Genomic DNA, 19,713 nt, shown 5'->3' on the forward strand with positions numbered 1-19,713 from the left:
GCATGACGGTTCAGCGATGGGGGAGAGCAGCATGATCGATACGCGTCTCGGCCACGGCCTCGACATCCCGAAATCCCGCGACGAACGCGCTCGCGAGCGGTTCGTCTCCTCGCTGCGAGCCCACGTGCTCACCGACGTGGCGGAGTCCATGAAGCAGGCGTGGGAGACCGACGTGCTGCCCGCATTCCGCGCCGAGCACGACCGGGACCCGGCCAACGCCGAGGAAGTGCATGCCGCGCTGAAGCCTCATCCGCAGTTCCGCTTCTACTCGAGCCTGCGCTGCACCGCCCAGGAGGCCGTGTGGAACGCGGTCATCGACGAACTGGAAGACGACGTCGAGGCCTTCAACCGGCGTTGCGCCGAGATCGCCGCCGACCAGTCACGGGCCCAGGGCACGCTGGAACTGGATCCGGCGCTGGAGCTGCCGCGCTCGGCCACGGCTGTGGACGTGCATCTCATGCCGGGCAACTATCATGGCTCCCGTGCCTCCGGCGACGACGACGCCGTGGCCGGCGCCATCTACGACAACGGCCTGAACGTCTTCGCCTTCGGCGTCATGGGCGAGCATCTGGACGACATCGGGCTGTCCATGTCGAACTTCGTGCGTCTGCGCTTCCCGGACCTGCAACCGGAGAAGATCCTCGACGTGGGCTGCACCATCGGCCACAACACGGTGCCGTGGAAACGCACCTTTCCCGAGGCCGAGGTGCACGGCGTCGACATCGCCGCGCCCTGCCTGCGCTACGCTCATGCGCGCGCCCAGGCCCTCGGCGAGACGGTGCATTTCCATCAGCAGGCGGCGGAATCGCTCGACTTCCCGGACGCGAGCTTCGACGTGGTGTTCTCCTCCATGTTCCTGCACGAGCTGCCGCTGAAGTCGATACGGGCGTTCCTGGCGGAGGCCCATCGGGTGCTGCGGCCCGGCGGCGTGCTGATCAACATGGAGCTGCCGCCGAACTCGGCCACCGCGCCCTACGACGGCTTCTACCTGGACTGGGACAGCTATTACAACAACGAGCCTTACTACAAGGGCTTTCGCGACCAGGACTACAAGGAACTCTGCACGAGCGCAGGCTTCTCGGAGGAGGCCTTCTTCGAGGCCGTGATGCCGCGCTACGGCTACGTGGAGGAAGATGCCTTCGCCGCGGCGATCTCCGCCGACGCCGCCTTCGACGAGGACACCGGGCGGCTGTCGGACATCATCATGTGGTATGGCTTCGGTGCGAGGCGCTGAGGACATGGCTGACGAGACACTGAGCCGGGAGGTCAGGGGCGGGCGCAAGGCCTTCTTCGAGGATCCGGCCGCGGACCGGCTGCTGGCCATGCTGACCGCTTTCCTCGGCGAGCACTGGGTCCTGCGCGAACGGGTGGCCGCACTGGAGGCGCTGCTGGTCGAGCAGGGCGTAGTCGATCGGGAGGCGCTGGAGAACTGGGAGCCCTCCGGCGAGGCGGCGGCCGCCGCGGCCGAGGAACGTGCAGCGCTGCTCCGCCGGGTGCTCGACGCGGGCCGCAACGTCGACCGCTAACGTAGGAGGGCCTTCAGGCCCGACCCGGCTGTGGGAGGGCCTTCAGGCCCGATTCCCTTCTATGATGGCCGCCCTGCGGGGGTATCCATCTTGCTCCCGACAAAAGGTCGCGGCGATGGATACCCCCGCATGACGGGCCTACGCCAACAGAAAGCCGGATCGGGCCTTAAGGCCCTCCTACCCGAACTTCGTCCTTGAATGTGGTTTCATCTGTAACTAACATGGTGGTTTTCGCACAGGGCGCGGGAATACCGCGCAGGGAGAGACACAATGGCAGACCTGTTCGAAAACCCGATGGGACTGGACGGTTTCGAGTTCGTCGAGTTCGCGTCTCCCGAGCCGGGCGTGCTCGAGCCGGTGTTCGAGATGATGGGTTTCACGGCGGTTGCGAAGCACCGTTCGAAGGACGTCACCCTGTATCGGCAGGGCGAGATCAACTTCATCATCAACAACGAGAAGAAGCACCCGGCCTGGTATTTCGCCGAGGAGCACGGGCCGTCGGCCTGCGGCATGGCATTCCGCGTGCGCGACGCCCACAAGGCCTACGCCCTGGCGCTGGAGCGGGGCGCCCAGCCCATGGACATCCCGACCGGCCCGATGGAGCTGCGCCTGCCTGCCATCAAGGGCATCGGCGGTGCGCCGCTGTATCTCGTCGACCGCTACGGTGACGATCAGAACTCCATCTACGACATCGACTTCGAGTTCTTCGAGGGCGTGGACCGGCACCCGAAGGGCTGCGGCTTCCAGCTGATCGACCACCTCACCCATAACGTCTATCGCGGCCGCATGGACTACTGGGCGAAGTACTACGAGCGGTTGTTCAACTTCCGCGAGATCCGCTACTTCGACATCAAGGGCGAATACACCGGCCTGCACAGCCGCGCCATGACGGCGCCGGACGGCAAGATCCGCATCCCGCTGAACGAGGAGGCCTCCGAGGGCACCGGCCAGATCGAGGAGTTCCTGATGGCGTACAACGGCGAGGGCATCCAGCACATCGCGCTCGCCACCGACGACATCTTCGCGAGCTGGGATGCGCTGAAGGAGCGCGGGATGCCGTTCATGACGCCGCCGCCGGACACCTACTACGAGATGCTGGAGGAGCGCGTGCCGGGCCACGGCGAGCCGGTCGAAGAGCTGAAGAAGCGCGGCCTCCTGCTGGACGGCAGCACGGAGGAGGGCGACACGCGCCTGCTGCTGCAGATCTTCTCCGAGACCCAGATCGGCCCGATGTTCTTCGAGTTCATCCAGCGGAAGGGCGACGAGGGCTTCGGCGAGGGCAACTTCACCGCGCTGTTCGAGTCGATGGAACGCGATCAGCTGCGCCGCGGCGTGCTGAAGCAGACGGGTTGAGGGCAGCGCCATGGCACTGAAACGCATCCATCACGTGGCCTACCGCTGCCGCGACGCGAAGGAGACGGTGGAGTTCTACCAGCGGGTGCTGGACATGGACTTCCTGCTGGCCATCGCCGAGGACGAGGTGCCGTCGACGAAGGAGCCGGACCCCTACATGCACGTCTTCCTGGACGCCGGCATGGGCAACGTGCTCGCCTTTTTCGAGATCCCGAACTCGCCGGAGATGGGCCGGGACCCGAACACGCCGACCTGGGTCCAGCACATCGCCTTCGAGGTGGAGTCGATGGACGAACTGCTGCGGCTGAAGAAGAAGGCCGAGGCCGAGGGCCTGGAGGTGGTCGGCCCGACCGACCACAGCCTGTTCCAGTCCATCTACTTCTTCGACCCGAACGGCCACCGGCTGGAGATCGCGGCCAACACCGCCACCGACGAGATGCTGGAGAAACTTCGCGAAGTGGCCCCGGCGATGCTGGAGGAGTGGTCGCAGACGAAGCGCGCGCCGAAGCACGCGGCCTGGCTGCACGAGAAAGAACTCTCCTAACGACCGTGTAGGAGGGCCTTCAGGCCCGATCCGCCCTGCCAGATCCCCGTTCTTTTATGGCCGCCCTGCGGGGGTATCCATCTTGCTCCCGACAAAAGGTCGCGGCGATGGATACCCCCGCATGACGGCCGTGCTCGCGGTGGCGTGAAGGGGCTGCCAGTCAGTAGCGATTGCTGACTGGTGCCAGACATTCCGGCTACGGGCCCGTCAGCGGGTGGACAGGGGTTGCGGGGTCGTCCGGGTCGACTGAAGCCAGGACGGCGGGAAGGAGGCCCGGCCGAAGCGAGCGAGGACAGGACGTCCGAGTGAGCGTCCCCGCGACCCCTGTCCATCCGATGGCGGGCCAACGCCAGAAGAAAGCCGGATCGGGCCTGAAGGCCCTCCTACACGCGGGTTGGCGGGCGCGCTATCATCCCTGACCATGCCTGGCCTGTATTTCGAAGAATTCACCGTCGGACAGACGTTCGACCATCCCATCCGGCGCACCATCACGGAGGCCGACAACGTCTTCTTCACGGCGCTGACCCACAACCCGGCCGCTATCCACCTGGATGCCGAGTACTGCAAGGGCACGGAGTTCGGCCGGCCGCTGGTGAACAGCGCGCTGACCCTCGGGTTCATGGTGGGCATCTCGGTGAACGACACCACCCACGGCACCACCGTCGCCAACCTGGGCTGGGACGAGGTGCGTTTCCCGCATCCCCTGTTCCACGGCGATACCATCCGGGTGGAGTCCGAGGTGCTCGAGGTGCGCGAGAGCCGCTCGCGGCCGGAGAACGGCATCGTGGTCTTCGCCCATCGCGCGTACAACCAGGAAGGCGTGCTGGTGGGCAGCTGCCGGCGCAGTGCGCTGATGCTGCGCAAACCCGGGGACGCCTGATGCGCTCCTATCTCTTCGTCCCGGCCGACAGCGAGCGCAAGCTGGCGAAGGCGGACGAGGCCGGCGCCGACGCCCTTATCCTGGACCTGGAGGACTCCGTCGCCCCTGCACGGCGCGAGGTCGCTCGCAGGCTCGCCGCCGAGTTCCTGGCCGGGCCGCGGGGCCGGGCCGAGCGCTGGGTGCGCATCAACGGGCTCGCCAGCGGCGCGGCGGGCGCGGATTTGCCGTCGGTGGTCGTCGAGGGCCTGGACGGCGTGGTCGTGCCCAAGGCCGGCGGTGCCGAGGACGTGCTGCGGCTGGATCGCTGGCTGGGTTCGCTGGAGGCCGCTGCCGGCATGACGCCGGGCGGCGTGCGGATCCTGGCCATCGCCACGGAGACCCCCGCCGCGGTATTCCGTCTGGGCGAGTATGCCGAGGCCGGTCCGCGCCTGGCCGCGCTGTCCTGGGGTGCCGAGGACCTGTCCGCCGCCATCGGCGCCATGAGCGCGCGGGATGCCCACGGCCGCTGGCTGCCCACCTTCCAGACGGTGCGCTCGCTGTGCGTGCTGGCGGCGTCCGCGGCCGGCGTGCCGGCCATCGACACCGTATACACCGATTTCAGGGATATGGACGGGCTGCGCGCTTATGCCGGCGCCGCGCGTCGGGACGGCTTCCTGGGCATGCTGGCCATCCATCCGGCCCAGGTGCCGGTGATCAACGAGGCCTTCACGCCTACGGGAGCCGAGGTGGCGGACGCCCGGCGCATCGTGGAGGCCTTCCAGGCGGAGCCGGACGCCGGCGTGCTGAATCTGGACGGCCGCATGGTGGACCGTCCGCATCTGCTGCAGGCCCGGCGCGTGCTGTCGCTGGCCAGGGCCGCGGCCGGTCGCTGAGGGCGGCCGCGCGCATCCGTTACACTGCGGCCGGAGAAGTCGGCCAGGGAGCTCGGCCAGGGAAAGCGGCCAGGGAAAGCGGCCAGGGAAATTGGCCAGGGAAAGCGGCGAGGAACATTGCAGTCATCGAGGAGGGGTGCTGATGAGCAAGGTCTATCCGGTCAACGACTACTTCCGCGATCGCGCGTACATCGACGAGAAAACCTACGACGACATGTACCGGCGTTCCCTCGCGGATAACGAGGGTTTCTGGGCCGAGCAGGCGGAGCGCATCGACTGGATCAAGCCCTTCACCGAGGTGAAGGACGTCTCCTACGCGGCGGACGACCTGCACATCCGCTGGTATGCCGACGGCACGCTGAACGTCTGCTACAACTGCGTCGACCGCCACCTCGACGACAAGGGCGACCAGCCGGCCATCATCTGGGAGGGCGACGACCCGGCCCGGGACGAGACCATAACCTATCGCCAGCTGCACGAGCGCGTGTGCCGCTTCGCCAACGTGCTGAAGAAGATCGGCGTCGAGCGGGGCGACCGGGTCACGATCTACATGCCCATGATCCCCGAAGCGGTGGTGGCCATGCTGGCCTGCGCCCGCATCGGCGCGGTGCACTCGGTGGTGTTCGGCGGATTCTCGCCGGACGCGCTGGCCGGGCGCATCGTCGACTGCGACTCCAACGTGGTGATCACCGCCGACGAGGGCCTGCGGGGCGGCCGCAAGGTGCCGCTGAAGGCCAACGTGGACGCCGCCGCGGCGAAGCCGGACGTGACCACGCTGAAGAAGGTGCTGGTGGTGCGCAACACCGGGGCGGACATCGAGTGGGACGCCGGCCGGGACGTGTGGCTGCACGAAGCCGAGCAGGGCGTGGACGCCGACTGCCCGCCGGAGGAGATGGGCGCCGAAGATCCCCTGTTCATCCTCTACACCTCGGGCTCCACCGGCCAGCCGAAGGGCGTGCTGCACACGACCGGCGGCTATCTCGTGTACGCCTCGCTGACCCACCAGCACGTGTTCGACTACCACCCCGGCGACGTCTACTGGTGTACCGCGGACGTGGGCTGGGTGACCGGCCACAGCTACATCGTCTACGGCCCGCTCGCCAACGGCGCCATTACGCTCATGTTCGAGGGCGTGCCGAACTACCCGGATTCCAGCCGCTTCTGGCAGGTCTGCGACAAGCACGACGTGAACATCGTCTACACGGCCCCCACGGCCATCCGCGCGCTGATGCGCGAGGGCGAGGAGCCGGTGAAGAAGACGTCGCGGAAGTCGCTGCGGCTGCTCGGCTCGGTGGGCGAGCCCATCAACCCGGAGGCCTGGGAGTGGTACTACCACGTGGTGGGGGGGGACCGCTGCCCGATCGTGGATACCTGGTGGCAGACCGAGACCGGCGGCATCCTGATCACGCCGCTGCCGGGCGCCACGCCCCTGAAGCCGGGTTCGGCCACGCGGCCGTTCTTCGGCATCCGGCCCGCGCTGGTGGACAACGACGGCAACGCCCTGGACGGGCCCGCCGAGGGCAACCTGATCATGAAGGACAGCTGGCCGGGGCAGATGCGCACCGTCTACGGCGACCACCAGCGCTTCGTCGACACCTATTTCTCGACCTTCGAGGGCGCGTATTTCACCGGCGACGGCGCCCGCCGCGACGAGGACGGCTACTACTGGATCACCGGCCGCGTGGACGACGTGATCAACGTATCCGGCCACCGCATGGGCACCGCGGAGGTGGAGAGCGCGCTGGTGGCGCATCCGAAGGTGGCCGAGGCGGCGGTGGTGGGTTATCCCCACGACATCAAGGGTCAGGGCATCTACGCCTATGTGACGCTGATGGAGGGTGTCGAGGCCAGCGACGAGGTGCTGGCCGAACTCAGGCAGTGGGTGCGCAAGGAGATCGGCCCCATCGCCTCGCCGGATCTCATCCAGTTCGCGCCCGGGCTGCCGAAGACCCGCTCGGGCAAGATCATGCGGCGCATCCTGCGCAAGGTGGCCGAGAACGATTACGGCAACCTGGGGGATACCTCCACGCTGGCCGACCCGGGGGTGGTCGATGACCTGATCGAGAACCGGCGCAACCGCTGAGCGCTCCGCGCCGGCTCAGTGCCGGCTCAGCGCCGACCCGGTGCCGGCTCGGTGTCGCCGGGAAGGGCGGCTCAGCGGCCGGCCTGGCGGGCCCGGTCGTCGCCGTCACCGCGGCGCTGCGCGTCGCGCTCGAGACGCTCCAGGTGCTCGGCATAGGCGCGGGCGAAGTCCTCGCCGAACTGGCCGGGCAGTTTGCCCTCGGCGTGGCGGGTCAGCACCTCGTAGAGATCCGAGTAGAGGTCCCAGTACTTCGCCTTGTTGTTGCCGCCGAACAGTGAACTGCGCTTCAGTGTGCCCTCGAACTTCTGTTCCAGGTCCTCGGGGTCGAAGCGGTCGGCGAAGTCGTCGAGTGCCTCGCGCATGGCGCAGATCACGGCGATCTCGTGGTGCTTCAGGTCACGCACGGCCTCCCGAACGCTGTCCACCGCCGGCCCGTATTCGTTGCGGCTGCCCGTGAGCAGCGTGCGCACGGCATCGTCGGCGCTGGCCGAGAACTTCAGCGGATTGTTGGAGCCGGGCTGGATCGTGGTCTGCTCCAGACGGAAGCTGTTCTTGACCGACGCCCGGTTCTGCAGCAGCTCCATGGCGCCCAGCACGAATTCGCGCAATGCCAGTCCGGCGTTGTGCAGGATGCGCCGGCTGTCCGCATTGCCGAGATCCTCGGCGCTCATGCCGAGCCCGCGCAGGAAGGCCTCCACGGCATCCTTCGGCAGCGGGGTGCTATCCCGCGGCGCCGCCGGCGGCGTCTGCTCCGGCCTGGCGGGCTTCTTGCCCTCGGGCCGGGGCATGCGGGTGACCTTCGCACTCTTCCGCTCAGCCTTCTTCTTGTCCTCGGCCTTCTGCCGCTTGACGTAGCTGTCGGTCACGGTGTCGCCGAACAGCCGCGAGCTCAGTTCCCGGGCCCCGGTGATCTCCTCGGCATCCACCAGGGAGAACTCGTCCGAGTCGTCGTCCAGCTGCACCAGGTCCTCCCGGGCGATGGAGCTCCTGTGGTCCTCCTCCTCGGCGAGGAGTCCGAAGCCCTCGTCGATGGTGACGCTGATGATGTATTCGCCCATGCGCAGCACGTCGCCGTCGAACAGCCGCTGGGGCTTCGCGCGGCCCACGGGCACCTCGGAGCCGTTGATGTAGACCCCGTTCATGCTCGTGTCGATCAGGTAGTAGCTGCCGGCCTGGAAGTCGATGGTGGCGTGGTGGCTGGAGATGTAGCGCTCCGGGTCCGGCAGGCGCCAGTCATTGTCTTCGGCGCGCCCGATCGTGCCGCCTTCGCGGCCGAACTGCCGGACCACGTGGTCGCCGAGCCGACCCCTCTGCGCGCGGCTGGTTACTTCGAGTGTCAGTGCCATCGTTGGCCTCTCTGTCGATGGGGGCCCCAAGTGCCATGGCCAGTCCCGTGACTTCCGTGTACACGGACGGACAGTGGCCTATTCTGGTGACTGCGTTACGTGGCGGCATTGTCCCAGTTCACATTTACGCCAGCCGGGGCGCAGAAACCCCTTGAATTTCCGCCCGGATGCCCGATTCCGTTGCTCCGGCGCCGACAGCCGGCGGCGGAATTCGGTTACACTCGCCCGCAGAAAACGGAGCGTCCCGGAACCATGTCAGCGAAACGCATCTACAGGATCTCTTTCGTCAATCAGGGCAAGGTCTACGAGGTCTACGCCGGCGGCGTCAGCCACGGCGATCTGTTCGGCTTCCTGACCGTCGAGGACCTGCTCTTCGGCGAGCGCAGCAGCGTGGTGGTGGACCCCTCGGAGGAGAAGGTGAAGGCCGAATTCGAGGGCGTCGGTCGCACCTATCTGCCCCTGCATTCGGTGCTGCGGATCGACGAGGTCGAGAAGCAGGGCGCGAGCAAGATCAGCAAGGCGGAGGGGGGCAACGTCACCCAGTTCCCCATGCCCATGTACTCGCCCCCGGGCGACAAGTCCTGAGCCGGCCGGGCGGCGTGGCGGACCTCTCTCCCGATTCCGCTCCCGATTCCGCTCCGGAATCCGTTCTGTTCGTGCTGGCCGGCGGAGACGCCCTTTCCGCGTTCCGTCTCGAGCGCCTGCGCGACACGCTGAAACCCCTGCTGCCGGGCCTCGGGCGGCTCGAGGCCCGCTACCGCTACTTCGTGGAGGCCGGCCGGGAGCTCGACGACGCCGAGCGTGGTGTCCTCGGCGCGCTGCTGGGCGCGCGGGACGACGACCCGGCCGAGCGGCGGGATGCCCCGACGCTGGTGACCACGCCCCGCATCGGCACCATCTCGCCCTGGTCGAGCAAGGCGACGGACATCGTGCACGCCTGCGGCCTGGATGCCGTGCGGCGGGTGGAGCGGGGCATCGCCTGGCGTCTGGCCGGCGTGCGGGCGGAGGAGGGCATCCTGCGTGCCGCGGCTGAGCGCCTGCACGACCGCATGACCGAGAGCGTATTCCGGGATGCGGCCGACCTGGCGACCATGTTCGCCCACCGGGAGCCGGCCGCGCAGCGCAGGATTCCGCTGGCCGCACAGGGCCGCGCCGCGCTGGAGCGGGCCAACGGCGAACTGGGGCTCGCGCTCGCGGACGAGGAGATCGACTACCTGGCCGACGCGTATGCGGGCCTCGGCCGCGACCCCACCGACACCGAACTCATGATGTTCGCCCAGGCGAACTCCGAGCACTGCCGGCACAAGATCTTCAACGCCGAGTGGACCGTCGACGGCGAGGCGCAGCCGCTGAGCCTGTTCGCGATGATCCGGGAATCCACGAAGCGCAGCCCGGACGGCATCCTCTCCGCCTACAGCGACAACGCCGCCGTGATCGAGGGCTGGCGGGCGCCGCGGCTCATCCCCGAGCCGGGGACGCGGCGCTATCGCTACGTGGAAGAGCCGGTGCACATCCTCATGAAGGTGGAGACCCACAACCATCCCACGGCGATATCCCCTTTCCCCGGCGCGGCCACGGGCTCCGGCGGCGAGATCCGGGACGAGGGCGCCACCGGCCTGGGGGCGAAGCCGAAGGCGGGGCTGACCGGCTTCACGGTCTCCCACCTGCACATCCCCGATGCGCCCCGGCCCTGGGAGCGCGACAGCGGCCGGCCGGATCGCATCGCGCCGGCGCTGGACATCATGCTGGAAGGACCCATCGGCGCGGCCTCCTTCAACAACGAGTTCGGCCGGCCCAACCTGGCCGGCTATTTCCGCGCCTGGGAGGCGCAGCCGGACTGGCTGCCGGACGGCGAGAGCCGGGGCTATCACAAGCCCATCATGATCGCGGGCGGGCTCGGCAACGTGCGCGAGGGCCATGCGGTGAAGCGCGAGGTGCCCGCCGGCACCCGGCTGGTGGTGCTGGGCGGCCCGGCCATGCTCATCGGCCTCGGCGGCGGCGCGGCCTCGAGCCTGGCCAGCGGCGCCAGCAGCGAGGAGCTGGACTTCGCCTCGGTACAGCGCGGCAACCCGGAGATGCAGCGCCGGGCCCAGGAGGTGATCGACGGCTGCTGGGCCCGCGGCGATGACAACCCCATCGTGCTGATCCACGACGTCGGCGCGGGCGGGCTGTCCAACGCCGTGCCGGAGGCGGTGGATCACAGCCAGCGGGGCGGGCGCTTCGAGCTGCGCGAGGTGCCCAACGACGAGCCCGGCATGAGTCCGATGGCCATCTGGTGCAACGAGGCGCAGGAGCGCTACGTGCTGGTGATCGCCGCAGACCGCCTCGACGAGTTCGGCGAGCTCTGCCGCCGGGAGCGCTGTCCCTATGCGGTACTCGGCGAGATCACCGATGACGGCCGGCTGACCGTCACCGACCGCTGGCTGGGCGAGCCGGCGGTGGACCTGCCCATGGAGATGCTGCTCGGCCGCACGCCCCGGCTCAGCCGGGAGGCGGAGCGGCTCGTGCCGCCCGCGGCGGCGCTGGAGACCGGCGATATCGACCTGGCCGAGGCCTGCGCGCGGGTGCTGGCCCATCCGACGGTCGCGGACAAGTCGTTCCTGATCCATATCGGCGACCGCACGGTCGGCGGCCTCACCGCCCGCGACCAGCTGGTGGGCCCCTGGCAGGTGCCGGTCAGCGACGTGGCCGTCACCTGCAGCGGCTTCCGGGGCTACACCGGCGAGGCGATGGCCATGGGCGAGCGCACGCCGCTGGCGCTGCTGGACGGGCCGGCGTCCGGCCGCATGGCGGTGGCGGAGGCGGTGACCAACATCGCGGCCGCGGCCATTGGCGACACGGGCGACACGGGCGACGCGGGCAATGCAGTCGACAGCCGTGACGCCGGCGGCATCGGCCGCATCCGGCTGTCGGCGAACTGGATGGCGGCGGCGGGCCACCCGGGCGAGGATGCGAAGCTCTACGACACGGTACGCGCCGTCGGCCTGGAACTCTGCCCGGCGCTCGGCATCGCCATCCCGGTGGGCAAGGACTCGCTGTCGATGCGCACCGCCTGGCAGGAAGACGGCCGCGACCGCCAGGTGGTGGCGCCGGTATCCCTGATCGTCTCCGCCTTCGCGCCGGTGGAGGACGTGCGGCTGACGCTGACGCCGCAACTGCGGCAGACCGACGAGCCCTCGCACCTGCTGCTGATCGATCTGTCCGCGGGCGCGAACCGGCTGGGCGGCTCCTGCCTGGCCCAGGTCTATAACCGGGAGGGCGGCGAGCCGCCGGACCTGGACGACCCGGCGCGGCTGCGCGGCTTCTTCGCCGCCGTGCAGCGGCTGAACCGGGAGGGCCGCCTGCTGGCCTATCACGACCGCTCCGACGGCGGGCTGTTCGCCTGCGCCGCAGAGATGCTGTTCGCGGGGCGGATCGGCATCGACCTCACGCCTCCGCATGGCGCCAACGGTCCGCTGGGAGCGCTGTTCGCCGAGGAACCCGGCGCTCTGGTGCAGGTGCGCGAGAGCGAACTCGAGGCCGTGGAGGCGGTGCTGGCGGAGGCGGGACTCGCGGACTGCGTGCATCGGGCAGGCCGGCTGCGGGACGACCAGCGCCTGGTGATCCACGGGGGCGGCGAACCCTTCGAATTCGAACCCGTCGCCTTCGAGCGCGGGCCGCTGCAGCAGGCGTGGGCGGAGACCAGTTACCGGATGCAGGCGCTCAGGGACAACCCGGAGACCGCCGCCGAGCAGCACGGGCAGATCGCGGACGACGACGATCCGGGGCTGAACGCGGCCCTCACCTACGACCCCGCGGAGGACGTGGCCGCGCCATTCGTCGCGGCGGGTGCGCGGCCGAAGGTGGCCGTGCTGCGCGAGCAGGGCGTGAACAGCCAGCACGAGATGGCGGCGGCGTTCATGGCGGCCGGGTTCGAGGCGGTGGACGTGCACATGAGCGACCTCGCGGCCGGCCGGGACAGCCTGGCGCACTACACCGGCCTCGTCGCCTGCGGCGGCTTCTCCTACGGCGACGTGCTCGGCGCCGGCGGCGGCTGGGCCAAATCCATCCTCTACGACGAGGCCATGCGCGAGCGCTTCGCCGCCTTCTTCGCGCGCGGCGACACCTTCACGCTCGGCGTCTGCAACGGCTGCCAGATGCTCGCAACTTTAAAAAGTCTAATTCCTGGTGCCGGACACTGGCCGCGGTTTCTGGCCAACCGCTCGGAGCAGTTCGAGGCCCGGCTGTCGCTGGTGCGGGTGGAAGCCTCGCCGTCGCTGTTCCTTGCCGGCATGGCGGGTTCGCGGCTGCCCATCGCCACCTCCCACGGGGAGGGCAGGGCGGCATTCGACAGCGAGGGCGACCGTCGCGCCTGCGAAGAGGCGGGCCTGGTGGCCGTGCGCTACGTGGACAACCGGGGCGAGCCCACCGAAGTCTATCCGGCGAACCCCAACGGCTCGCCCGCCGGCATCTGCGCGCTCACCACCGCGGACGGCCGCGCCACCGTCATCATGCCCCATCCCGAGCGGGTGGCCCGCACCGTGCAGAATTCCTGGCACCCGGCCGACTGGGGCGAGGACGGCGGCTGGCTGAGGATGTTCCGCAACGCCCGGGTGGCCGTCGGCTGACGGTCAGGTCGCCTCGGCCGATCCCGGCCTGGTTCACCCGATGTCGCGCTCGTCCGGCGTCTCGCGCACGAACAGCTGTCGTACCTTCAGCGCACGGGTGAGTTTGGAGCGGCGCACGAACAGCTGATAGAGCATGTCCTTGGCGAGCTCCAGCAGCACGCCCGCCTCGGCGCGGCCGAGTTCCGGCAGGGGCGCGTTCTCGGGCGAGCCGTCGAACAGCGTCCGGCGGGCCGGCTGGAAGATCTCGTCGTCCAGCCCCGCCAGCTTCTTCGCCGACATGACGATGTCGAAAGCGGCGAGTTTGCCGCCGTCGCCGGCGGCGGCGAAAGCGCTCTCCGCGGTGCGCCGGCACATCGAGGCGAAGGCGTTCAGGTGGCCGTCCGAGTAGCAGCCGAGCGCCTCGCGGAACAGGCCCTGGGTCTCCTCGGGCAGGTAGTTGAACGGGAATTTCTCCTTCGGCCGCTCCAGTTCGGCGAAGTTGCTGTAGAGCTCCACCCGCTGGCCGGCGTATTCGCGCACCGAGAAGCGCAGGAATACCGGCGCGGCGCAGGAGTCGCACTGGAACACGAGCCCCACCCGGGTGGGCCGGGTGCGCAGCAGCTGATCCACGTCGGGCACCGACTGGGGCGTCATGTGCGCGTAGACGTCGCAGTAGGGGCACTCCAGCGCGAAGTGGCCCGCATCCGCCGTATGCAGCCCCTGTTCCCGGTCCAGGTAGAAACTCATGCCGTCCCCCTCAGGCGCTCAGCCTCCGGTAGCGTATGCGTTGCGGCCGTTCCGCGCGGTCGCCGAAGCGCCGCCTGCGGTCTTCTTCGTATTCCTGATAGTTGCCGGCGAACCAGGTCACCTGGCTCTCGCCCTCGTAGGCGAGGATGTGGGTGGCGATGCGGTCCAGGAACCAGCGGTCATGCGAGATCACGATGGCCGAGCCCGGGAACTCCAGCAGCGCCTGCTCCAGCGCGCGCAGCGTCTCCACGTCGAGGTCGTTGGTGGGCTCGTCGAGCAGCAGCAGGTTGCCGCCGTCGCGCAGCACCTTGGCGAGATGGACCCGATTACGTTCGCCGCCGGACAGCAGTCCGATCTTCTTCTGCTGGTCGGCGCCGCGGAAGTTGAAGCGGCCCACGTAGGCCCGGGACGGGGTCTCGTAGTTGCCGACCTTCAGGATGTCCTGGCCCTCCGAGATCTCCTCCCAGACCGTGTTGTCGTCGTTCAGGCTCTGGCGGGACTGGTCCACGTAGGCCAGTTTTACCGTGTCACCCACCCGGACGGTGCCGGCATCCGGTTCCTCGGTGCCCGTGATCATCCGGAGCAGCGTGGTCTTGCCGGCGCCGTTCGGGCCGATCACGCCCGCGATGCCGCCGGGCGGCAGGCTGAAGGAGAGGTCTTCCATCAGCAGCTTCTCGCCGTAGCCCTTGGTGACGCCGTCGAGTTCCAGCACCAGGTCGCCCAGGCGCGGGCCGGGCGGGATGTAGATCTCGTTGGTCTCGTTGCGGCTCTGATAGTCCCGCGATGAGAGCTCCTCGAAACGGCGCAGCCGGGCCTTGGCCTTGGCCTGGCGGCCCTTCGGGTTCTGCCGCACCCACTCGAGCTCCGCCTGCATGGCCTTGCGCCGGGCCTGCTCGGTCTTCTCTTCCTGGGCGAGGCGCATTTCCTTCTGCTCCAGCCAGGAGGAGTAGTTGCCCTGCCAGGGGATGCCATGGCCCCGGTCCAGCTCCAGGATCCAGCCGGCCACGTTGTCGAGGAAGTAGCGGTCGTGGGTGACGGCGATCACGGTGCCCGGATACTCCTCCAGGAAGTGCTCGAGCCAGGCCACGGATTCGGCGTCCAGGTGGTTGGTGGGCTCGTCCAGCAGCAGCATGTCGGGCTTGGAGAGCAGCAGCCGGCACAGCGCCACCCGGCGGCGCTCGCCGCCGGAGAGCTTCGTCACGTCCGCATCCCATTCGGGCAGGCGCAGCGCGTCGGCGGCCACCTCGAGCTGGCGCTCCAGCTCCCAGGCGTTGGCCGCGTCGATGGCGTCCTGCAGCTTGCCCTGCTCCTCCAGCAGCGCGTTCATCTCGTCGTCGTCCATGGGCTCGGCGAACTTCATGCTGATCTCGTTGAATCGCTCGATCAGCGCCTTGGTCTCCGCCACGCCTTCCTCGACGTTGCCGCGCACGTCCTTGTCCGGATCCAGTTCCGGTTCCTGGGGCAGGTAGCCGATATTGATGCCCGGCTGCGGCCGTGCCTCGCCCTCGAATTCCTTGTCGAGGCCTGCCATGATGCGCAGGAGGGTGGATTTGCCGGCGCCATTGAGCCCCAGCACGCCGATCTTGGCGCCGGGGAAGAACGACAGCGAGATGTCGTGCAGGATGTAACGCTTGGGCGGCACCACTTTCGCCACCCGGTTCATTGTGTAAATGTATTGAGCCATGTCCCGTTATCTTTTGAACCCGGCGCCCATTATCGGTGATGGCACAGGTGCTGGCCAGCGCGGGGGGAGGCCTGCGGCGTCATGACGGAACGCGTACGCGTCTACAAGGGCAGTGCACTGGCCCGCTACGGCTTCGGCGAGGACCATCCCTTCGGGCCGGACCGCCACGACGTCTTCCATGACGGCCTGATGGAGGCCGGCATGGACATCGAGGTGAGTTACGCCGACCCCTGCGACGGCGACCGGGACCTGCTGGCCCTGTTCCATACCGACGCCTACATCGACCGGGTGGCCAAAGCGTCGGCCACCGGCAACGGCTGGCTGGATGCCGGCGACACCCCGGCCTTCCCCGGCGTCTACGAGGCGGCCAGCACCGTCGTCGGCACGGTCCGGCACGCGGTGGACGCCATCATGGCCGGCGAGTGCCGCACCGGCTTCGTGCCCATCGCCGGCCTGCACCACGCGCGCCGCGACAGCGCGGGCGGCTTCTGCGTTTTCAACGACTGCGGCATCGCCGTGGAATACCTGCGCCGGGAACACGGTCTGAAGCGCATCGCCTACGTCGACATCGACGCCCATCACGGCGACGGCGTGTTCTACGGCTTCGAGGACGATCCGGACCTGTTGTTCGCCGACATCCACGAGGACGGGCGCTTCCTCTACCCGGGCACCGGCCATCGCTGGGAGACCGGCAAGGGCGCCGCCGAGGGCACCAAGCTCAACATCCCCATGCCGCCGAGCGCGGACGACAGCGTGTTCCGCGCGGCCTGGAGCCAGGTGGAGACCTATCTGGCCGAGAACCGGCCGGAGTTCATCATCCTGCAATGCGGCGCGGATGCGATGGCCGGCGACCCCATCACCCACCTGGCCTACACCGAGGCGTCCTATTCGCACGCGGCCTCCCGGCTGTGGCAGATCGCCGCGGAGCACTGCGAGGGGAGGCTGCTCGCCACCGGCGGCGGCGGCTACAACCGGCCGAATCTCGCCCGCGCCTGGCGGGCGGTGGTTAGAAGCCTGCTCGACGCACAGTGACGCTCGCCCGCCCGGGGCATACAATTACCGGATTTTCCGCCCACACACCGGAGGACCGGATGTACCCACAGACGATGAGCATCGCCAGCTTCGACGAGGAACTCGCCACGGCCATGGCCGGGGAGTCGAGGCGCCAGGAGGAACACATCGAGCTCATCGCCTCGGAGAACTACGCCAGCCCCCGGGTGCTGGAGGCCCAGGGTTCCGTGCTCACCAACAAGTACGCCGAGGGCTACCCGGGCAAGCGCTACTACGGCGGCTGCGAATACGTGGACATCGCCGAGCAGCTGGCCATCGAGCGGGCGAAGGAGCTGTTCGGCGCCGACTACGCCAACGTGCAGCCCCACTCGGGCTCCCAGGCGAACGCGGCGGCCTACCTGGCCCTGCTGAAGCCCGGCGACGGCATCCTCGGCATGAGCCTCTCCGATGGCGGCCACCTCACCCACGGGGCCGCGCCGAACTTCTCCGGCAAGCTGTTCGACGCCCACCAGTATGGCGTGGACGAGGACGGCTACATCGACTACGACCAGGTGGCCGAGCTCGCCGAGGCGCATAAGCCGAAGATGATCGTGGCCGGTTTCTCCGCCTATTCCCGGGTGGTGGACTGGCAGAAGTTCCGCGATATCGCCGACAGCGTCGGCGCCTGGCTGCTGGTGGACATGGCCCACGTGGCCGGTCTGGTCGCCGCCGGCGTCTATCCGAACCCGGTGCCGGTGGCCGACGTGGTCACCACCACCACCCACAAGACCCTGCGCGGGCCCCGCGGCGGGCTGATCCTCGCCCGCGAGAACGACGAGATCACGAAGAAGTTCAATTCGCTGGTCTTCCCAGGCACCCAGGGCGGGCCGCTGATGCACGTGATCGCGGCGAAGGCGGTGGCGTTCCTGGAGGCCATGGCGCCGGAGTTCCGCGACTACCAGCAGCAGGTGATCGACAACGCCCGGGCCATGGCCGACGAGCTGATCGGCCGGGGCCACAAGATCGTCTCCGGCGGCACCGACAATCATCTGTTCCTGCTCGACCTCATCGCCAAGGACATCACCGGCAAGGACGCGGACGCCGCCCTCGGCGCCGCGAATATCACCGTGAACAAGAACACGGTGCCGAACGAGCCGCGCTCGCCCTTCGTCACCAGCGGGCTGCGCATGGGCACCCCGGCGGTCACCACCCGCGGTTTCGGCGAGGCCGAGTGCCGGCAGCTGTCCAACTGGATCGCCGACGTGCTCGAGGACATCACGGACCAGAGCCGCATCGACGCGGTCCGCCGGCAGGTGCTCGAGATCTGCGGACGATTCCCGGTCTACGGCTGATGCGCCGGCCGATGCGCTGGCCCACGTACCGGCCGATGCTCTGAGGGCGCCGCCGTGCACTGCCCGTTCTGCGGACACGCCGAGACCAAGGTCATCGACTCCCGGCTCGCCGCGGAAGGGCGGCAGATCCGCCGCCGGCGCCAGTGCGAGGACTGCCGCGAGCGCTTCACCACCTTCGAGACCGCCGAGCTGGTCATGCCGCGCATCATCAAGCGCGACGAGCGGCGCCAGCCCTTCGACGAGGAAAAACTCCGCGGCAGCCTGGCGCGGGCGCTGGAGAAGCGGCCCGTCAGCGCCGAGGCGCTCGAGCAGGCCATCGGCCATCTCATCCACCGGCTGCGCACCCTCGGCGAGCGGGAGATCTCCTCGACCCTGCTCGGCGAGATGGTGATGGAGGAGCTGCGCGAGCTGGACGAGGTGGCCTACGTGCGCTTCGCCTCCGTGTATCGCAGCTTCCAGGACGTGACCGAGTTCCAGAAGGAGATTCGCAAGCTGCAGGCCCTGTCCGGCGCCAGCCGGGAGCAGATGTCGCTGCTGCCGGATCTCGAGGGCAGGGCGGGCGGCAAGGCCGGCGGCCGTGGTGATGGCAATACTGCCGGCGGGAACGACGATGACGGCGACTGAGTTCGACGTGCACGACCGGGTCTGCATGGCCCGCGCGCTGCGTCTGGCGGAGCGCGGGCGCTACACCACGGCGCCGAATCCGCGCGTGGGCTGCGTGCTCGTGCGCGGCGGCGAGGTCGTGGGGGAGGGCTGGCACGAGCGCGCCGGCGGACCCCACGCCGAAATCGCCGCGCTGGCGGCGGCCGGCGCCGCCGCGCGGGGCGCCACCGCCTACGTCAGCCTGGAGCCCTGCTGCCACCACGGGCGCACCGGCCCGTGCACGGACGCGCTGATCGAGGCCGGCGTGGCCCGCGTGGTCTATGGCGCCGAGGACCCCAACCCCCGCGTGGCCGGCGAGGGGGCGTCGCGGCTGCGGGCGGCCGGCATCGGGGTGGCCGGCGGGTTGCTCGCCGCGCAGTCGCAGCGCCTGAACGCGGGCTTCGTCATGCGCATGCGCCACGGCCGGCCCCGGGTGACGCTGAAGACGGCCTCCAGCCTGGACGGGGCCACGGCCATGGCGAGCGGCGAGAGCCGCTGGATCACCGGCGAGGCCGCACGTCGGGACGTGCAGCGGCTGCGTGCGGCCAGCGGGGCCATCCTCACCGGCATCGGCACCGTGCTGGCCGACGATCCGCGCCTCACGGTGCGGGGCGAGGAGTTCGGTGCCGGGCCCCGGCAGCCATTGCGGGTCGTGCTCGACAGCCGCCTGCGCACGCCGGCGGAGGCGAAAGTCCTGGCCGCCGCGGGAGCGCTGCTGGTGCACGGCCCGGCGGTTGCCCGGCCGGACGCGCTGCCCGGCGGCGCCGAGTGCGTCGCCGTGCCCGCCGGCCCCGCGGGGCTGGACCTGGGCGCGGTGCTGGCCCTGCTGGCCGAGCGGGAGGTGAACGACGTCCTGCTGGAGGCCGGCCCGGAACTCTGCGGCGCCTTCCTCGCCGCCGGACTGGTCGACGAGCTTGTGATTTACCTCGCGCCCCATATCATGGGCAGTGAGACCCGCCGCCCCTTCGTCACGCCGGGATGGACCCGGCTGGCCGAGCGCGGCGAGGTCGACGTCATCGACGTCCGGCAGTTCGGGCCGGACCTGCGCATCACGGCCCGGCCCGTCGCGCGCCGCCGGGGCCGCGCAGAAACCGACACGGAGACCTGA

16 protein-coding genes are annotated in these 19,713 nt (G+C 69.3%); 13 read left to right on the top strand and 3 right to left on the bottom strand.

Annotated elements, in window-relative coordinates; translation table 11 throughout:
• Nucleotides 1-31 precede the first annotated feature (31 nt).
• From ACJMK0_RS09165 to acs, 7 genes are all read left to right on the top strand, one after another.
• Complete coding sequence (locus tag ACJMK0_RS09165) at nucleotides 32-1,234, top strand: class I SAM-dependent methyltransferase (RefSeq protein WP_405237597.1); 1,203 nt, start codon at nucleotides 32-34, stop codon at nucleotides 1,232-1,234.
• A gap of 4 nt (nucleotides 1,235-1,238) precedes the next feature.
• Nucleotides 1,239-1,526 carry a hypothetical protein gene (locus ACJMK0_RS09170; RefSeq protein ID WP_405237599.1) on the top strand — a complete coding sequence of 96 codons (288 nt, stop codon included), beginning with the start codon at nucleotides 1,239-1,241 and terminating at the stop codon, nucleotides 1,524-1,526.
• A 270-nt stretch (nucleotides 1,527-1,796) separates the two neighbouring features.
• On the top strand, nucleotides 1,797-2,879 hold the full coding sequence (hppD, locus tag ACJMK0_RS09175) for a 4-hydroxyphenylpyruvate dioxygenase (RefSeq protein ID WP_405237601.1): 1,083 nt from the start codon (nucleotides 1,797-1,799) through the stop codon (nucleotides 2,877-2,879).
• A gap of 10 nt (nucleotides 2,880-2,889) precedes the next feature.
• Nucleotides 2,890-3,423, top strand: a complete 534-nt coding sequence (locus ACJMK0_RS09180) for a VOC family protein (protein ID WP_405237603.1) — start codon at nucleotides 2,890-2,892, stop codon at nucleotides 3,421-3,423.
• A 421-nt stretch (nucleotides 3,424-3,844) separates the two neighbouring features.
• Entirely contained in the window at nucleotides 3,845-4,303 is a 459-nt protein-coding gene (locus tag ACJMK0_RS09185; RefSeq protein WP_405237605.1) for a MaoC family dehydratase, read from the top strand.
• Nucleotides 4,303-5,175, top strand: a complete 873-nt coding sequence (locus ACJMK0_RS09190) for an HpcH/HpaI aldolase/citrate lyase family protein (RefSeq protein WP_405237607.1) — start codon at nucleotides 4,303-4,305, stop codon at nucleotides 5,173-5,175. Before ACJMK0_RS09185 ends, ACJMK0_RS09190 begins: the two co-directional genes overlap by 1 nt.
• Nucleotides 5,176-5,314: 139 nt before the next feature.
• Nucleotides 5,315-7,258, top strand: coding sequence for an acetate--CoA ligase (gene acs, locus ACJMK0_RS09195; protein WP_405237935.1), 1,944 nt, complete (start codon nucleotides 5,315-5,317; stop codon nucleotides 7,256-7,258).
• 71 nt (nucleotides 7,259-7,329) lie between these two features.
• Here the strand turns inward: acs and tagH are convergent, their stop codons facing one another.
• Nucleotides 7,330-8,604 carry a type VI secretion system-associated FHA domain protein TagH gene (tagH, locus tag ACJMK0_RS09200; protein ID WP_405237609.1) on the bottom strand — a complete coding sequence of 425 codons (1,275 nt, stop codon included), beginning with the start codon at nucleotides 8,602-8,604 and terminating at the stop codon, nucleotides 7,330-7,332.
• Nucleotides 8,605-8,856: 252 nt separating this feature from the next.
• On the opposite strand from tagH, the gene ACJMK0_RS09205 reads away from it, so the two are divergent.
• Both ACJMK0_RS09205 and purL read left to right on the top strand, forming a co-directional pair.
• Nucleotides 8,857-9,189 carry a DUF1820 family protein gene (locus tag ACJMK0_RS09205; protein WP_405237611.1) on the top strand — a complete coding sequence of 111 codons (333 nt, stop codon included), beginning with the start codon at nucleotides 8,857-8,859 and terminating at the stop codon, nucleotides 9,187-9,189.
• A gap of 65 nt (nucleotides 9,190-9,254) precedes the next feature.
• Nucleotides 9,255-13,211 (top strand): phosphoribosylformylglycinamidine synthase, encoded by a 3,957-nt coding sequence (purL, locus tag ACJMK0_RS09210; RefSeq protein WP_405237936.1) that lies wholly within the window; start codon nucleotides 9,255-9,257, stop codon nucleotides 13,209-13,211.
• Between the two features lie 33 nt (nucleotides 13,212-13,244).
• On the opposite strand, the gene ACJMK0_RS09215 is transcribed toward purL, so the two are convergent.
• The gene (locus ACJMK0_RS09215) at nucleotides 13,245-13,937 is read right to left on the bottom strand and encodes a hypothetical protein (RefSeq protein WP_405237613.1); all 693 of its coding nucleotides are present in this window, start codon (nucleotides 13,935-13,937) and stop codon (nucleotides 13,245-13,247) included.
• A gap of 10 nt (nucleotides 13,938-13,947) precedes the next feature.
• Nucleotides 13,948-15,621: an energy-dependent translational throttle protein EttA gene (ettA, locus tag ACJMK0_RS09220; protein ID WP_405237615.1), complete on the bottom strand. Its 1,674-nt coding sequence runs from the start codon at nucleotides 15,619-15,621 to the stop codon at nucleotides 13,948-13,950.
• An 81-nt stretch (nucleotides 15,622-15,702) separates the two neighbouring features.
• On the opposite strand from ettA, the gene ACJMK0_RS09225 reads away from it, so the two are divergent.
• Genes ACJMK0_RS09225 through ribD form a run of 4 tightly spaced genes read left to right on the top strand, consistent with a single transcriptional unit; the run spans nucleotide 15,703 to nucleotide 19,713 of the window.
• The gene (locus ACJMK0_RS09225) at nucleotides 15,703-16,653 is read left to right on the top strand and encodes an acetoin utilization protein AcuC (protein WP_405237617.1); all 951 of its coding nucleotides are present in this window, start codon (nucleotides 15,703-15,705) and stop codon (nucleotides 16,651-16,653) included.
• 59 nt (nucleotides 16,654-16,712) lie between these two features.
• Nucleotides 16,713-17,963 (top strand): serine hydroxymethyltransferase, encoded by a 1,251-nt coding sequence (glyA, locus tag ACJMK0_RS09230; RefSeq protein WP_405237619.1) that lies wholly within the window; start codon nucleotides 16,713-16,715, stop codon nucleotides 17,961-17,963.
• Between the two features lie 54 nt (nucleotides 17,964-18,017).
• Nucleotides 18,018-18,587 (top strand): transcriptional regulator NrdR, encoded by a 570-nt coding sequence (nrdR, locus tag ACJMK0_RS09235; protein WP_405237621.1) that lies wholly within the window; start codon nucleotides 18,018-18,020, stop codon nucleotides 18,585-18,587.
• On the top strand, nucleotides 18,574-19,713 hold the full coding sequence (gene ribD / locus ACJMK0_RS09240) for a bifunctional diaminohydroxyphosphoribosylaminopyrimidine deaminase/5-amino-6-(5-phosphoribosylamino)uracil reductase RibD (RefSeq protein WP_405237623.1): 1,140 nt from the start codon (nucleotides 18,574-18,576) through the stop codon (nucleotides 19,711-19,713). Before nrdR ends, ribD begins: the two co-directional genes overlap by 14 nt.

The sequence above is a fragment of the Lentisalinibacter orientalis genome (assembly GCF_040706535.1).
GTDB classification, from domain to species: domain Bacteria; phylum Pseudomonadota; class Gammaproteobacteria; order Steroidobacterales; family Woeseiaceae; genus Lentisalinibacter; species Lentisalinibacter orientalis.

Bases quoted from the DNA above. Each gene is read 5' to 3' on its own strand.
- ACJMK0_RS09165 (WP_405237597.1), top strand. From the start codon at position 32: ATGATCGATACGCGTCTCGGCCACGGCCTCGACATCCCGAAATCCCGC.
- ACJMK0_RS09205 (WP_405237611.1), top strand. From the start codon at position 8,857: ATGTCAGCGAAACGCATCTACAGGATCTCTTTCGTCAATCAGGGCAAG.
- ACJMK0_RS09180 (WP_405237603.1), top strand. From the start codon at position 2,890: ATGGCACTGAAACGCATCCATCACGTGGCCTACCGCTGCCGCGACGCG.
- ACJMK0_RS09225 (WP_405237617.1), top strand. From the start codon at position 15,703: ATGACGGAACGCGTACGCGTCTACAAGGGCAGTGCACTGGCCCGCTAC.
- ACJMK0_RS09190 (WP_405237607.1), top strand. From the start codon at position 4,303: ATGCGCTCCTATCTCTTCGTCCCGGCCGACAGCGAGCGCAAGCTGGCG.
- tagH (WP_405237609.1), bottom strand. From the start codon at position 8,604: ATGGCACTGACACTCGAAGTAACCAGCCGCGCGCAGAGGGGTCGGCTC.
- glyA (WP_405237619.1), top strand. From the start codon at position 16,713: ATGTACCCACAGACGATGAGCATCGCCAGCTTCGACGAGGAACTCGCC.
- ribD (WP_405237623.1), top strand. From the start codon at position 18,574: ATGACGGCGACTGAGTTCGACGTGCACGACCGGGTCTGCATGGCCCGC.
- ACJMK0_RS09170 (WP_405237599.1), top strand. From the start codon at position 1,239: ATGGCTGACGAGACACTGAGCCGGGAGGTCAGGGGCGGGCGCAAGGCC.
- ettA (WP_405237615.1), bottom strand. From the start codon at position 15,621: ATGGCTCAATACATTTACACAATGAACCGGGTGGCGAAAGTGGTGCCG.
- ACJMK0_RS09185 (WP_405237605.1), top strand. From the start codon at position 3,845: ATGCCTGGCCTGTATTTCGAAGAATTCACCGTCGGACAGACGTTCGAC.
- ACJMK0_RS09215 (WP_405237613.1), bottom strand. From the start codon at position 13,937: ATGAGTTTCTACCTGGACCGGGAACAGGGGCTGCATACGGCGGATGCG.
- hppD (WP_405237601.1), top strand. From the start codon at position 1,797: ATGGCAGACCTGTTCGAAAACCCGATGGGACTGGACGGTTTCGAGTTC.